13 protein-coding genes are annotated in these 13,362 nt (G+C 64.5%); 9 read left to right on the forward strand and 4 right to left on the reverse strand.

The window, feature by feature from the left end; translation table 11 throughout:
• Positions 1-17 precede the first annotated feature (17 nt).
• Positions 18-563, forward strand: coding sequence for a 2,4'-dihydroxyacetophenone dioxygenase family protein (locus tag J2Y55_RS19210; RefSeq protein ID WP_103717170.1), 546 nt, complete (start codon positions 18-20; stop codon positions 561-563).
• 117 nt (positions 564-680) lie between these two features.
• On the opposite strand, the gene J2Y55_RS19215 is transcribed toward J2Y55_RS19210, so the two are convergent.
• On the reverse strand, positions 681-1,088 hold the full coding sequence (locus tag J2Y55_RS19215) for a flagellar assembly protein FliX (RefSeq protein ID WP_310156818.1): 408 nt from the start codon (positions 1,086-1,088) through the stop codon (positions 681-683).
• Between the two features lie 229 nt (positions 1,089-1,317).
• Here J2Y55_RS19215 and J2Y55_RS19220 point away from each other — a divergent pair, with 229 nt between their 5' ends.
• The 8 genes from J2Y55_RS19220 (at position 1,318) to flaF (ending at position 7,838) form a co-directional block, all read left to right on the forward strand.
• Positions 1,318-2,451 carry a flagellar basal body P-ring protein FlgI gene (locus tag J2Y55_RS19220; protein WP_310156820.1) on the forward strand — a complete coding sequence of 378 codons (1,134 nt, stop codon included), beginning with the start codon at positions 1,318-1,320 and terminating at the stop codon, positions 2,449-2,451.
• The gene (locus J2Y55_RS19225) at positions 2,451-2,807 is read left to right on the forward strand and encodes a rod-binding protein (protein ID WP_310156822.1); all 357 of its coding nucleotides are present in this window, start codon (positions 2,451-2,453) and stop codon (positions 2,805-2,807) included. Before J2Y55_RS19220 ends, J2Y55_RS19225 begins: the two co-directional genes overlap by 1 nt.
• On the forward strand, positions 2,794-3,282 hold the full coding sequence (locus tag J2Y55_RS19230) for a hypothetical protein (RefSeq protein ID WP_310156824.1): 489 nt from the start codon (positions 2,794-2,796) through the stop codon (positions 3,280-3,282). The genes J2Y55_RS19225 and J2Y55_RS19230 overlap by 14 nt, the downstream gene beginning before the upstream one ends.
• Before the next feature lie 158 nt (positions 3,283-3,440).
• A complete protein-coding gene (locus J2Y55_RS19235) occupies positions 3,441-3,869 on the forward strand; it encodes a hypothetical protein (RefSeq protein WP_310156827.1) in 429 nt (142 codons plus the stop codon).
• A gap of 257 nt (positions 3,870-4,126) precedes the next feature.
• A complete protein-coding gene (locus J2Y55_RS19240) occupies positions 4,127-5,446 on the forward strand; it encodes a flagellin N-terminal helical domain-containing protein (RefSeq protein ID WP_310156829.1) in 1,320 nt (439 codons plus the stop codon).
• A 233-nt stretch (positions 5,447-5,679) separates the two neighbouring features.
• Positions 5,680-7,041 (forward strand): flagellin N-terminal helical domain-containing protein, encoded by a 1,362-nt coding sequence (locus J2Y55_RS19245; RefSeq protein WP_310156831.1) that lies wholly within the window; start codon positions 5,680-5,682, stop codon positions 7,039-7,041.
• A 49-nt stretch (positions 7,042-7,090) separates the two neighbouring features.
• Positions 7,091-7,483 carry a flagellar biosynthesis repressor FlbT gene (gene flbT, locus J2Y55_RS19250; protein ID WP_310156832.1) on the forward strand — a complete coding sequence of 131 codons (393 nt, stop codon included), beginning with the start codon at positions 7,091-7,093 and terminating at the stop codon, positions 7,481-7,483.
• Positions 7,467-7,838 (forward strand): flagellar biosynthesis regulator FlaF, encoded by a 372-nt coding sequence (gene flaF, locus J2Y55_RS19255; protein ID WP_310156834.1) that lies wholly within the window; start codon positions 7,467-7,469, stop codon positions 7,836-7,838. The genes flbT and flaF overlap by 17 nt, the downstream gene beginning before the upstream one ends.
• 591 nt (positions 7,839-8,429) lie before the next feature.
• Here the strand turns inward: flaF and J2Y55_RS19260 are convergent.
• Genes J2Y55_RS19260 through J2Y55_RS19270 form a run of 3 tightly spaced genes read right to left on the reverse strand, consistent with a single transcriptional unit; the run spans position 8,430 to position 13,304 of the window.
• Positions 8,430-9,947 (reverse strand): flagellin, encoded by a 1,518-nt coding sequence (locus J2Y55_RS19260; protein ID WP_310156837.1) that lies wholly within the window; start codon positions 9,945-9,947, stop codon positions 8,430-8,432.
• A gap of 11 nt (positions 9,948-9,958) precedes the next feature.
• The gene (flgK, locus tag J2Y55_RS19265; protein WP_310156838.1) at positions 9,959-11,827 is read right to left on the reverse strand and encodes a flagellar hook-associated protein FlgK; all 1,869 of its coding nucleotides are present in this window, start codon (positions 11,825-11,827) and stop codon (positions 9,959-9,961) included.
• Positions 11,828-11,885: 58 nt separating this feature from the next.
• Positions 11,886-13,304 (reverse strand): flagellar hook protein FlgE, encoded by a 1,419-nt coding sequence (locus J2Y55_RS19270; RefSeq protein ID WP_310156840.1) that lies wholly within the window; start codon positions 13,302-13,304, stop codon positions 11,886-11,888.
• Between the last annotated feature and the right edge of the window lie 58 nt (positions 13,305-13,362).

Here is a 13,362-nt window from a genome sequence, read left to right on the forward strand (position 1 = left end):
AGAACCGGAGAGACGCCATGAACAAGGTCAGCCCCATCCCCGTCATCGCCTCGGATGCCGAGCGCTGGACGCCCTATCGCCATCCCCAGCCGAAGGACTCCCCGCCCGAACTGATCGTGCCGAACGTCATTCCCAGCGACGAACGCGTCTGGGTGCCGGTCGACGATAATGTCTGGTTCCGGCCGCTCTGCCTCTCGGTCACGCGCGGCTATTGGATGAACCTGCTGCGCGTGCGCCGCTCCGGCGTGCTCTCGCGCCACCGCCATCCCCAGCCGGTGCATGGCTATGTGCTGAAGGGCCAGTGGCGCTATCTCGAACATGACTGGGTCGCGACCGAAGGCGCCTATGTCTATGAGGCGCCGGGCGAGACCCACACGCTGGTGGTCGACCCCGAGACGGAGGAGATGATCACCATGTTCCAGGTCAATGGGGCGATGATCTATGTCGATCCCGACGGCAAATGCCTCGGCTATGACGACGTCTTCACCCGCCTCGACAAGTGCCGGGCGCATTATGCGGGCAACGGGCTTGGAGCGGATTACGCGGATCAGTTCATCCGCTGAAGGGCACGCTGCTGACCAGCGTCATTCTCGGGCGCAGCCCCGAGAACCTCCTGCCGGAAAGGGCTGCACAGCCTTCTTGTCACGAGATGCTCCGGTCAAGCCCGAGCGTGACGGAGATCAGCGTCCGAGCTTGGCCAGCTCCACCGCCGCCCGCAATTCGATATGCGCCAGCACGTCGTCGAGGCGCGGGTCGTCGGTCATCTCGCGCCGCAGTGAAAGCGTCGTCTTCAGATTCTCGAGCTCGGAAATCTGGACGCGGCCCGAGAGCAGCGCCGCCTTCAGCTTGTCGAGCCCGTCGAGCAGGTCATGCCCGCGCTTGGCCTGGCGCTTCTTGCGTTCCAGGGGCTCTTCATAGGCCTGTACGGCGATGAGGGTCTCGAGCCCGCTGGTCGAGCTCACAGCCTGTCCGCGCGCCGTGGTCGCGGTTTCCTTGGTTGGAAGCGTGAACGCCGTCCCCCCGCTGCGCCGGGCAGTATTGGCCGAGCCGGCATTGGTGACGGGCGCGCGCTGGTCGATCCGGATCATGGCGGCCTCGCGAATTGGTACCAGGAGACTAGGGCGTTGCGTGGTTAACAACCAGTAAACCACCCGGCAGAAACTGCCGGGCCGGCAGGAAAGGCGGCAAGGATGCGCCGACCCCGACCATGCCACCAATTCCCAAAACATTGATAAACAAAGGCTTTCGATTTGGACCCAACTGGCATGGGGATCGCAAGGGCATCAGCGCTATCCCTGCCCTCTTGCCGGTGCATTCATGTTTCGCCTGCCAGCCCTCCACACCCTGCTGACACCCGTCGCGGCCCTGCTCGCGCTCGGCCTCGTCATTGCGGCCGGGCCGGCCCAGGCGCTCTCCCGCATCAAGGACCTCGCCTCGGTCGAGGGCGTCCGCACCAACCAGATCCTGGGCTACGGCATCGTCGTCGGCCTCAACGGCACCGGCGACACGCTGAACAACGCCCCCTTCACCAAGCAGTCGCTCACCGCGATGCTGGAGCGGCTCGGCGTCAATACGCGCGGCGCCAATATGCGCACCGCCAACGTCGCCGCCGTGATGGTGACCGCCAACCTGCCGCCCTTCGCCACGCAAGGCACGCGGCTCGACATCACGGTCTCCGCGCTGGGCGACGCCAAGTCGCTGCAGGGCGGCACGCTGCTGGCAACGCCGCTGCTCGGCGCCGATGGCGAGGTCTATGCGGTCTCGCAGGGGCCGGTCGCGATCGCCGGTTTCTCGGCCGAGGGCGAGGCCAGCAAGATCACCCGCGGCGTGCCGACCGTCGGGCGCATCGCCAATGGCGGTCTCGTCGAGCGCGAAATCGACTTCGCGCTGAACAAGCTGAAGACGCTCCGGCTCTCGCTGCGCAATCCCGATCTGACGACGGCGCGCCGGGTGGCGGCCGCCATCAACGACTTCCTCGGCGGCGATGCGGCCGAGCCCACCGATCCCTCGACCATCGTGCTCCAGATCCCGCCGCGCTTCCAAGGCAACATGATCCGGATGCTCACCGACATCGAGCAGCTCAAGATCGAGCCCGACCAGCTTGCCCGCATCGTCATCGACGAGCGCTCCGGCATCATCGTGATGGGCAAGGATGTCCGCGTCTCCACCGTCGCCGTGGCGCAGGGCAACCTGACGGTCACGATCAGCGAGGCGCCGCAGGTCAGCCAGCCCGCCCCGCTCAGCCGCGGCGAGACCACGGTGGTGCCGCGGTCCAACGTCAAGGTTGATACCGAAGGCGGCAACAAGCTGGCGCTCGTCCGTGAGAGCGTGACGCTGGCCGAGCTCGTCGACGGCCTCAATGCGCTCGGCATCGGCCCGCGCGACCTGATCTCCATTCTCCAGGCCATCAAGACGGCCGGCGCCCTCCAGGCAGAAATCGAGGTGATGTGATGACTGCTGCTCTTGCAATCCCCGCCGCCAAGCTGGCGCTGAACACGGCCGGCAGCGTTCTCGGCAGCGTCAAGAACGCGCTTGATCCCGCCAAGGCCAAAGCCAAGAAGCAGGCCGACGACTTCGAGACGGTCTTCCTCGAACAGACCACCGAGCGCCTCCTCGCCACCCCCGAGGGCACCGAGGGGCCGCTGGGCGAGAACGGCACCGGCGGCGGCATCTACAAGTCGATGCTGAGCCAGCAATACGCCAAGCAGCTGCAGAAGGCCGGCGGCGTCGGCCTGTCCGACCAGATCATGCGCGACCTGCTCAAGGTCCAGGAGCAGAGCAGCGGAGCGACGCATGTCGGTGGCTAAGCGCATCCTCGACGAGCGCCCGCGCATCGCGAGCCCCCTCGAAGCCCGCGCGCTGATCGAGGCGGTGCTCGAGGCGCTCAGCGCCTTGTCCCATATCGTCGGCGAGGAGACCGAGCTCGTCCGCGCCGGGCGCCTGTCCGAGGCGATGACGCGCGAGCCGCGCAAGGCCGAGCTCGCCGGCATCTATATGCGCGGCGTCGAGCAGGTGAAGCTCAATGCGGTCGCGCTCGCGCGGTTCGCACCCGACCAGGTCACGCGGCTCAAGCTCGCCCATGTCGGTTTCCAGGCGCTGATCGACATCAATCAGCTCGTCCTGGCCACGGCCCGTGCGGTCTCGGAATCGATCGTCCGCGATCTCGCGAGCGATGCCGGCAAGCCCACCCGCGCCGCCGGCTACGGCCCGGCCTCCACGGTCGGCGCCGGAGTCTTCGCGCGCCCCAACTCCGGGCCTTTGGTGGTTTCGCGGCGCCTCTGAAGCGGCTGCCACGTAAACCATCAATATTTACCTAATTCCCTAACGTCAAATTCAAGCTTAGCTGCAATATTGCGCAGCTGGCGCGGCATGTCCTGCGTCGACCTTGCTACGGGACGCGGCGCATCGGCGCCGTGATAGGCTCCAGAAGGAGTGAAGCTATGGATCTTGGCAACGCACCGAGGGTAACGGGAGTAGCCGGCGTCAACATCATTCCGCGCTCCGACGTCGTCGCGGCCAAAGGCAGCGTCACGGTCGAGCTGCCGCCAGAGCAGACGGTCCAGTCGGCGGGCGAAGCCGTCCGGATCGAAATCCGCACGCAGGATCGCAAGGCTCAGACGAGCCCCGACCGCAGCGCCGCCAACCGCCAAAGCGAGCAGGCCCCGCGCGACGTGGTCGAGAGCCGCCTCTATATCGAGCCGCTGACGCGCAGCCTCGTTCTGCAGAGGAAGGACATGCAGACGGGCGAGACGACGGAGCAGGTGCCAGACGAGGCGACGCTGAAATTGCGCATCTATAACCGCCAGCTCGCCGAGCTTGCCCGCGAGGCCAGCGAGACCGCGGCGCACTCCGTCGAACGCACCGCCTGACCAGACCGCCAGGAACGAGCCCCGTTTGAACCGCCCGCCTCCACGCGGGCGGTTTTCGTTTGGGCCTGTCCGCGGACCGAGGTTCACGTCCGAACGGAATTGACATCTAGTTAACCACGCCCAGCCTTGAGCGCGTTCCTGCACAATTTGACGGCAGAAATTTACCGCTTGTTACGAGCTGGCGGATGAGTGTCCCGGTGTCGCGGCCAGAATGATCGCGACGCCAGAAGGCATCATCCCAGAAGGGTATTAGTCACATGTCCACCATCTCGCTCTCCTCTGGCGTTCGCGCCGCACTCGGCTCGCTCTCCTCGGTCCAGTCCAGCGCCGGCCAGGCGCAGTACCGCCTCTCCACCGGCAAAAAGGTCAATTCTGCCGTTGACGATCCGGTCAACTTCTTCACCGCTGCCGGCCTGAACGACCGCGCTTCGCAGCTGACGAAGAACCTCGACGGCATCTCGAACGGCATTCAGACGATCACCGCCGCTTCGCAGGGCATCGACGCCATCAACAAGCTGGTGTCGTCGTTGCAGTCGACCATCAAGCAGGCTCAGGCCGATGCTGCCGCCAACCGTCCGACGCAGACCGGCGCTACGAGTTCCACGACGGCCACGGTCAGCGGCAAGATCGGCGGCGGCGCCGTTGGAACAAAATCGGCCAAGGACGTTGCTCTCGACACCAAACTCGGTGGCACTGAAGCACTCGCTACCGCGAGCGCTGACGGCGCGCTCGGCCTTGCAGCGAACGTCGCATTGACGATCAGCGCGGGCAATACGACGTTCACGTCGACCTCCCTGACCGGCACGTCTACGGTTCGCGATCTCGTCAACGAGATCAACAAGTCGGGCATCGCCACGGCGACGATCGATGACGGTGGTCACTTGGCCGTCACCGGTTCGGGCTCCGACACGCTCAAGGTCGGCCTCGCCTCAAGCGCCGTCGATAGCGCCACCGCGGTCGCGGCTTCGCTCACTGCAACGAACGACAACGCCAAGATCGGCCTGACCGCGGCCTTCGCCACAACCGGCGTCACCGCGACTACCAATTCGGCGGTCCGCTCGAACCTGGTCAACCAGTTCAACGATCTGACCAAGCAGATCGACCAGCTGGCCAAAGACTCCGGCTTCAACGGCAAGAACCTGCTGACCGGCGACAAGCTGTCGATCGTCTTCAACGAAAAGACCGGCTCGAACCAGTCGAAGCTCGACGTGCAGGGCTCGACTGTCACCTCCGCGAACCTGGGTATCCTTCAGGCTGGCTCGTCTGACACGACGACCAGCTTCGACATCCAGAACGATACCTCGCTTTCGAACGCCGCGGACACCCTGACGAACGTGCTGACCACGCTGCGTTCGACCTCCTCGTCGCTGGGCGCCAGCCTGTCGACGGTGCAGACCCGCCAGGACTTCACCAAGAACCTGTCGAACACCCTGACTGCCGGCGCCGACAACCTCGTCACAGCCGACACCAACCAGGAAGCCGCCAACCTGCTTGCTTTGCAGACCCGCCAGCAGCTGTCCCAGACGGCTCTGTCGCTCTCGAACCAAGCCGACCAGGCGATCCTGCGTCTGTTCTGATCCTTCGTCCGCAGAAGCGGGCTTGCCCACAGAATGTGGGCCGAAGACAAGAGGCGGCGGAGCGAAAGCTCCGCCGCCTTTTCCATTGGCACGCCCGAAATGGGGGCTCCCGCAAAAGCCGACGAGAAACGCCGGGAAACACCGCGCTATTAACGTTTTATTATCCTTAACAAAGCATTTTCGGTCCAGAGCAAACCGCGCAAGCGCTGAATCGCGCTGTAGGGGACCGAACGATGGCCAATCCGATTCTCACCAGTGGCGTCAGGCAGAATCTTCTGACTCTCCAGCAGACCCGCGACCAGCAGTCCGTGATCCAGAACCGGCTCTCCACGGGCAAGAAGGTCAATTCGGCCATCGACAACCCGGTCAATTACTTCACCTCGCTGGGCCTGAACGACCGCTCGAACGCGCTGACCGGCCTGCTGGACGGCATCTCGAACGGCATCCAGACCATCACGGCGGCCTCCCAGGGCATCGATGCGATCAGCAAGCTGGTTTCGTCGCTGCAATCGACCATCAAGCAGGCGCAGGCAGACGCGGCGGCCAACCGGCCGAGCGCTATCGGCGGCACAAGCAGCGGCGGAACGCCTCCGGCGACCCTCCTCGGCAAGATCGGCGGCGGTATCTATACTGGCAACAAGAGCGCGAAGGATTTGGCGCTCGACACCACGCTCGGCGGAACAGAGGCTCCTGCAAGCTATAATTCGACGACCGGCGTCACCACGGATGCGTCGCTCGGTCTGAGCGCCGGCAACATCACCCTGTCGATCAAGGCCGGCAACACCACTTTCGTCTCGACGACCCTTACGGCAACCTCGACGGTTCGCGACGTCGTCAACGAGATCAACCGCTCCGGCATCGCCAACGCCTCGGTCGATAGCAGCGGCAAGCTCAACGTCACGGGCACCGGCTCGGGCACGTTGCAGATCGGTATTGCCGCCAATGCGACTGCCGCCACAGCTCTCGCCAATTCGCAGAGCGACACCCTGAGCCAGAACACCGTGCTCGGCCTGCCCCTGACGACAGCGAACACCGGTATCGCGGCGAGCGCGGGCAACTCCACCGTCCGCACCAACCTGATCAACCAGTTCAACGACCTGACCAAACAGATCGACCAATTGGCAAAGGATGCCGGGTTCAACGGCAAGAACCTGCTCTCCGGTGACAAGCTCTCGATCATCTTCAATGAGAAGACCGGCAGCAACCAGGCCAAGCTCGACGTCCAGGGCGAAACCATCACCGCCGCCAATCTCGGTATCCTGCAGGCCGTCAGCGGCACGACCGTGACCGGCCAGTTCAACATCCAGGACGACAACGCCCTCAACAACATGTCGGACATCCTGACCGGCGCCCTGACCTCCCTGCGCTCGACCTCCTCGACGCTCGGCTCGAGCCTCTCGGTCGTCCAGACCCGGCAGGACTTCACCAAGAACCTGGCCAACACGCTGACGACCGGCGCCGACAACCTTGTCTCGGCCGACTCGAACGCGGAAGGCGCCAGCCTGCTTGCGCTCAACACGCGCCAGCAGCTCTCGCAGACGGCGCTCTCGCTCGCCAACCAGGCCGACCAGGGCGTGCTGCGGCTCTTCCAGTAAGAGCCCGGCAGCCCGACCGCCCTTCCCGCAGCCAGACGGCAGGACAGCTATGGCCCTCAAGGTCGAACTCAAGCCCAATGAGCGCATCATCATCGGCCAGGTGGTGATCCGCAACGATGAGCAGCGCACGCGCTTCTTCATCGATGGCGACGCGCCGATCCTGCGCGAGAAGGATATCCTCACCGCGGCCAGTGCCGATACGCCGGCCAAGAAGATCTACCTCGCCATCCAGCTCATGTACCTCGCGCAGGATCCGACGCTCGAGCACGACATCTATTTCGAGCTGGTGCGCGATTTCGTCCAGGCCGCGCCAAGTTCTCTGTCGCATATTCATGAGATCAATAACCGCATCTTAAGTGGCGATCTGTACAAAGCCCTGAAGGCAGCGAAAAAGCTGATCGCCTACGAAGCGGAACTCATCGAGAATGCAACACGGGTTTAACGCGTACGCCTCCGCCGCCAAGACGGCCCAAGCCACCGTCTCTCCTCGCGAACTCGAAGCCTCCCTGCTGATCAAGGCCGCCACGCGCCTCCAGTCGATCGCCGATGACTGGACCGAGCGCGCGCGTGATCTCGACGAAGCACTGCATTACAATCGCAAGCTCTGGACACTGCTGGTCTCGGCCATAATCGCGGAAGACAATCCACTTCCGGTTGAGATCAAGCGCAACATCCTCGGCCTGGCGAATTTCATCTTCAACCAGACCTTCCGCATCGCCGCCCAACCTGCTCCAGAAGCACTCGGCGTGCTGATCAACATTAATCGCGACATCGCCGCGGGCCTGCGCGGCCGCTGAGGCGGCTCCCCAGGTCTTCGCCCCATCGCAGACAACAAAATAGGCGTCGCCCACAAAGGCGACGCCTGTTTCATTTGGCGCCACGGCTCGCTGGAGCATGCTGTTCGGGCTCGGAAACTCAGCGTCATCCTGGGCGGAGCAGAGACCCGGAATCCACAGCACATCATGGTCGGGCTTGACCCACGGGTGCCGGTTGGGAGGGCCCTGAGCGGATCATGTGCAGCGCTCCTCATCCGGGCGAGATGAAGCGAAGTGCCGGATGAAGGGTGCGGGGAACCCTTCTCCCGTGTGGGAGAAGGGCAGGGATGAGAGCCTGCCGCTGATTGTTGAGGCGCGACCGCGCCGCAGCGCCTTCTACTGAAAGGGCGCACCCTCACCCCTGCCCCTCTCCCATCCGGGAGAGGGGTTCCCGCGCTTGTCTCCTCTGTGACCGCTAGCTGGAAAGCTTTGAATGAACGGAGCTTTTTCGATCGGGCGCTCGCGGGGGCTTGACCCGACCATCTCGTAAACCAGAGCGCTCTCGTCATGAAATTCTCAGGGCACAAACCGAGAATGACGGCGTGGTTCAGCGCGTAGACGATACTCTCTACGTCAGAGGTAATTCGTCAGCGAGAGCTTCGACAGGATCGAGGTCACCTGATAGCTTGCCTGCAACTGGTTCTGCAGCGCCAGGATCTGCGTGGCGACCTCTTCGGTCGTAACGTTCTCGACGCCCGAGACCGCCGTCGTGAGATAGTTCTTCGTGCTCTCGTTGCGCTCCTTCGCCGCCGCCAGCGAACTTTGCGCCGTGCCCAGTTCGGTGATGATCTCGGCCGGCTTCTGCACGCTGCCACCAAAACCGAGATTGTTGCTCGCCCGTTCGGTCAGCGCGTCATAGCGCGCCTGCGAATTGGTGTCGGTCGCGGGAAAGGTCTCGATCGCGAGTGCGGCGAACTGGGCGAGGCCGACACGGAAGGCCTCCTCATTGGCACGCGCGCCGGTGCCCACGACCTGGTTCTTGTCGACCTGCACCGTCGCGGTGCTGCGAGCGGGGTCCGTGCCGTCGTCGCCCTGATACCAGATCACGGTGTTGGCCGCGGTCCCGGGCGCCGGAGCGCCGGTCGCGGTGTTGAAGGGTGGGCCCGGCACGCGCAAAGGCGGGTTGCTGACGCTGCCATCGAAGAAGTTCTTGGCCGCGACCATGGTGGAGGCCGCCGACAGCGTCGTCGCAGCTTGCGTGCCCAGCGCGGCGCTGATCGAGGCGCGCAGATTGACTGCGGTCGCATTGGCGTCAACGCCGATCTCGAAGCTGTCATTGGCGTTGCCGGTCGTTCCCGTAGCTCGCGCCGTCAGGACCACATCCTGCTGCGTGCCGTCAGGCAGGTTGAGCTTGATATGCAGGCTCTCGCCCGGCAGAGGTTGGCCGACGACATTGACGCCGATATCAGCCGGCGGGCCGGCCGTATAAGTCGGCACCAGCGCTGCCGAATCCGTCGAGGCGCCGGTGAGCTTGAAGCCATAGGGCTGGGCCGGAATCTCCTCGGCGATCGTCGCCGTTGTACCCGCACCCGCCGCCGTCAGGCGTCCGAGCCCCGTGGTGCCGAGATCGGCCGCCTTGCGCTCCGAGACCAGCTGCTTCAGCCCGGCGCGCCCTGCCCCGTCGCCATCCATCATCTCGGAATAGCTCACCGTCGGCTGAACGTCCGAGGTCCGGCCGGAGAACAGGTAGCGCCCGTTCACATTGCTGTTGAGCAGATCGAGCGTCTGTTTGAACTTTTCCTCGGCGAGAAGCTGCGGCGCCGAACGGCCGCTGGCGCTGGCGACATAGCTGTTCGAGCGCACATCGTTCTTGGTCTCGTTGGTCAGCGTCGCGAAATTCTGGACGGCCTGGGTCTGGAGGTTGAGATTGACGTCGGCGAGCTGGATCCCCGAGAGCCAGGAATCGATGGTCGAGATCTTGGCGTTAAGATCGAGGCTGGTGCCGCGCGCGATGCCGAGATCGCCATAGGTCTCACTGCGCTTCTGCGTCGAGAGCTGGCGCTGCAGATCGTCGAACTGGTTGCGGGTCGCGACGAATTCGTTCGGCTTGGCCGAGCGATAGGCGCCTGTGCCATATGAGCTGATGGTCATCGGTTGCCTCCTTACACTCTCAGCAGAACGTCCATCATCTCCTTGATGGTCGAGATGATGCGCGCATTGGCGGCGTAAGCGGTCTGGAGTTCGATCAGCGTCGACATCTCCTGGTCGACACTGACCTGGGAGGTGGCCTGGAAGCGGCTCTGCACCGAAGCCAGCGCCACCTGCTGCCCCTGGTCGAGGCGCTTGGCGGTGTCCGCCGCCTGGCCGGTGGAGCTGACCACGCGCTGGACGAAGGAGGAGATGGTCTGGCTGCTGGTCGCGGTCGAGCCATCGAAGCCCGTCGCATTGGTGAAAGCGCGCTGGCTCTGCGTCAGTCGCTGCAGCATGAGCTGCGGCCGCGTCGTGTCGCCGGCCGCGGTCGTGGTGTCATAGGTGACCAGCTTGGACCGGTCGGCGATCAGCGCGGGATTGACGATGATCCTGCCGGCATAGCCGACGAGCTGGGAGCCGTTGTCATAGGAGCCGGTATAAGCGGCGTTGCCGCGCGCGCCATCGACGAAGAAGGGCAGCTCCGCCGCGCCGCCCGCCGAGGACAGCACCGAATTGGTCGGCCGCGCGGTCACGCCGAGGACGTCGCGCGTGCCGGCCGCACCGTCATCGAGGATGGTGAGCGTCGAGCCTGAGCCCGAAACCGTGAAGTTCGTGCCGACGGCGGCCTGGATCTGGGCCGCGACGGAGGCGGTGCCGCCGGAGAAATCGATGCCGACGACGCGGTTGTTGGCATCGCCGCTGGCGGAAGCCGGCAGGGGCAGCGAAGCGGCCGAGTCGACCCGCACGAAGGTGAAGCGCTGCGTCGTCCCGCCCGGCGTGACCTGATAGTCGAGGGTAACCGTATTGCCCGACTGCAACCCGGTGAGGTCGACATCGAAGCCGGTCGCGGCGCCCGATGTCGCGGCCGTGCCCTTGACCTCGCGGTCCGACAGCGCGCTCGACATCTGCGCGGCGATCTCGTCGAGCTGCGCTTGCGCCTGGACCAGCGTCTTGTCGCGCAATTCGATATTGGCCGCGATCGCGCCGGAGCGGAACGTGCCATTGGCGATTGCATCCCGGCTGTTGCCGGAGCTGTCGGTCATCGTGATGGTGCCGACACCGCGCTTCGTCGGGTCCGCGCTCCACTGCGATCCCGCGCTCAGTCCCTGGTGCTCATCGAAGGAAAAGGTCGCGGTGGGTCGGCCATCGAAGAGCTGCGTGCCCGAGCTCGTCGTGATGCTCAGCGAACCTTGCGCGTCCTCGTTGGTCCTGATGTCCACATACTGAGAAAGCTCGGCGACAACCCGGTCGCGCTGGTCCTTGAGATCGGCCGTACCCGTATCATTCGGCTTGCCGACGATGCTGGCATTGATCGAGGTCAGCGAATTCAGCAGCGCGTTGACCTTGGTGACGCCGTCGGCGATCCCGGCCTCGGCCTGCGTCCGCAGATTCTGCACGCCGTCGGACAGCGTGTTCAATTGGCCGGCGAGCTGCGAGGCGGAGTCCAGAACGCTGGTGCGCAAGCTGTAGGACGACGGATCGTTCTGCAGGGCCTGCAACGAGCTGGTGAAATTGCTGTAGATCGAATCCAGCGCCGTCGTGCTGCCTGGCGCACCGAAGAGCTGGTCGAGGTTCGACAGCGCATTTGAGCGCGTCGAGGTATAGGCGGCGCCGGAGTTCGCCTGCCAGAGCTGACGCTGGACGATGACATCGAGCAGGCGCTGAACTGCAGTGCTGCCGGTGCTGACAGTGTTGCCGCCCAGCGTGTCCGTGGTCGAGACCTGACGGCGGACATAGCCCGCCGTACCGGCATTGGAGACGTTCTGCGAAACGACGCCGATGCCGATCTGCGTGGCGTTGAGGCCAGCGACCGCGGTGTTCAGGGAAGTGCTGAGGCCCATCGTCAACTCCTGTCGTCACCCGCGGCCCTTCTGGGCCGCGCCAACTCCTTGCGAGAATTCAGCGGATGATGGCGAACACGTCGCGCAGCATGTCCTGCGCCGTGGTGATCACCTTGGTGTTGGCCGAATAGGCCTGCTGGGTGACGATCATCTTCGAGAATTCGTCGGCGATGTCGGTGTTCGACTGCTCGACATTGCCGCCGATGAGCTGCGAGGTGCCCAGCCCCACGATCGGCGGCCCGGATTCGATCGTCTCCTCGAAAGCGCCGCCATCCAGCCGCTTCAGGGCGTTGCCGGCGTTGAAGCGAGCGGTCGCAATCTGCGCCAGCGCCTTGACCTGGCCATTGCTGAAGGTGCCGACGACTTGCCCCGCGGCGGAGATCGAGACACGGTCGAGCGTGCCGGCCGTGTAGCCGTCCTGACGGATGCTGCGGGCGTCGATCTGGCCGCTGACATCACCATTCTGCGTCAGGCTGATGCCGCCATTGGTGGTGAGGTTGATCGGGTTCGCCGCCGAACTGATCGTCGTGCCGGCAATCGTCATGGTCGGCAGCAGGATGTTGCCGTTCGCGGGCAACGTCATCTTGCCGGTGCTGTCGAACGTGACGTTCACATTGGCGTTGCGATAGGCCACCGTCGCGCCAGTGGCGCTGGTGTTCTCTGCGACGAACAGGTTCCAGGTGTCGGTAACGACCGGCGGCCCGGCGGCTGCATTGGAGACCTTGGCCCAGCGCAGATCGACGCTGGTCGCCTTGCCGAGCGAGTCGTAAACGGTCGCCTGGCCGCCGGGAATCGACTGGGCCAGGAAATTGGTCAGGTCGGTGCCGATGACGACGCCGTTGCCGGCCGGCGTCGCATGCGGATCCGCTCCGGCCGTGTATGAAGCAGCCGGCTGAAGCAATTCGGAGCCCGGGACGGTTTTGTCGGAGCGCGTCGTCGCCGGATAGGCCGGGATATTGGCGCTGTACTCGATCGAGGTCGTCGCCTTCGCCGGATATTGCTCCTGCGTGATCCGCAGCACCTGGGGGTCGCTGCCGATCACCTGCCCCGTGACCGTGTCGATCTTCTGGCCCTTCAGGAAATAGCCGGCGCCATTGACGAGATAGCCATTGGCGTCGAAATCGAAATCGCCGCGACGCGTGTAGAGGTTTGAGTTGGAGAAGGTCGTGTTGGCGCCAAGCCCGCTCTGGCGCTGGTCGACGACGAAGAAGCCGTCGCCGTTTATCGCCGCATTGGTGTCGATCTTGGTCGCCGAAAGATCGCCCTGAATCGTCGTGGTCGCCTGGCTGTAGGCCGCCACCGAACCCGCAATCTGGCGGTTCAGCGCCGAGTCCGGGATCAGGTCGGAGAAGGTCGTATCGACGCGCTTGAACCCGGCCGTCCGCGAGTTGGCGATGTTGCCGGAAATGTTTTCCAGCGCGTAGGACTGCGCCTGAAGACCCGACACCGCCGTCGTCAACGCACTGAAAACACCCATGGCAACCTCACCTCGACTGGCGCACGATGGGCGCCCCACAACATCGAGGTTTGATCTG

The sequence above is a fragment of the Allobosea sp. BE125 genome (assembly GCF_031456075.1).
In the GTDB taxonomy this organism is placed as follows: domain Bacteria; phylum Pseudomonadota; class Alphaproteobacteria; order Rhizobiales; family Beijerinckiaceae; genus Allobosea.

Coding starts and splice junctions, on each gene's coding strand:
- J2Y55_RS19210 (WP_103717170.1), top strand. CDS start 18: ATGAACAAGGTCAGCCCCATCCCCGTCATCGCCTCGGATGCCGAGCGC.
- J2Y55_RS19215 (WP_310156818.1), bottom strand. CDS start 1,088: ATGATCCGGATCGACCAGCGCGCGCCCGTCACCAATGCCGGCTCGGCC.
- J2Y55_RS19220 (WP_310156820.1), top strand. CDS start 1,318: ATGTTTCGCCTGCCAGCCCTCCACACCCTGCTGACACCCGTCGCGGCC.
- J2Y55_RS19225 (WP_310156822.1), top strand. CDS start 2,451: ATGACTGCTGCTCTTGCAATCCCCGCCGCCAAGCTGGCGCTGAACACG.
- J2Y55_RS19230 (WP_310156824.1), top strand. CDS start 2,794: ATGTCGGTGGCTAAGCGCATCCTCGACGAGCGCCCGCGCATCGCGAGC.
- J2Y55_RS19235 (WP_310156827.1), top strand. CDS start 3,441: ATGGATCTTGGCAACGCACCGAGGGTAACGGGAGTAGCCGGCGTCAAC.
- J2Y55_RS19240 (WP_310156829.1), top strand. CDS start 4,127: ATGTCCACCATCTCGCTCTCCTCTGGCGTTCGCGCCGCACTCGGCTCG.
- J2Y55_RS19245 (WP_310156831.1), top strand. CDS start 5,680: ATGGCCAATCCGATTCTCACCAGTGGCGTCAGGCAGAATCTTCTGACT.
- flbT (WP_310156832.1), top strand. CDS start 7,091: ATGGCCCTCAAGGTCGAACTCAAGCCCAATGAGCGCATCATCATCGGC.
- flaF (WP_310156834.1), top strand. CDS start 7,467: ATGCAACACGGGTTTAACGCGTACGCCTCCGCCGCCAAGACGGCCCAA.
- J2Y55_RS19260 (WP_310156837.1), bottom strand. CDS start 9,947: ATGACCATCAGCTCATATGGCACAGGCGCCTATCGCTCGGCCAAGCCG.
- flgK (WP_310156838.1), bottom strand. CDS start 11,827: ATGGGCCTCAGCACTTCCCTGAACACCGCGGTCGCTGGCCTCAACGCC.
- J2Y55_RS19270 (WP_310156840.1), bottom strand. CDS start 13,304: ATGGGTGTTTTCAGTGCGTTGACGACGGCGGTGTCGGGTCTTCAGGCG.